This is a genomic window from Rhizobium mayense (assembly GCF_030272705.1).
GTDB classification, from domain to species: Bacteria; Pseudomonadota; Alphaproteobacteria; order Rhizobiales; family Rhizobiaceae; genus Rhizobium; species Rhizobium mayense.
The window spans coordinates 1-201 of record NZ_JARFYM010000154.1 but is presented as its reverse complement, the minus strand read 5'-3'; the positions used below and the strand labels follow the sequence as shown (position 1 = coordinate 201).

The 201-nt window shown below is 68.2% G+C and carries 1 protein-coding gene; it reads left to right on the top strand.

The window, feature by feature from the left end:
* The coding region (locus PY649_RS35020; protein WP_285873650.1) for an AMP-binding protein at positions 1-201 on the top strand (201 nt) is incomplete at both ends.

The following is a 201-nucleotide window of genomic DNA, read 5'->3' as shown; positions in this document are numbered from 1 at the left end:
CTGAACCGGCCGGAGCTGACGGCGGAGCGCTTCCTGGCCGATCCGTTCAGTGACGAAGCCGGCGCCCGCATGTACCGCACCGGCGATCTGGCCCGTTATCTGCCGGACGGCAATCTGGAGTTCCTCGGCCGCAACGACGAGCAGGTGAAGATCCGCGGCTTCCGCATCGAGCCGGGCGAGATCGCCGCACGGCTTTGCGAG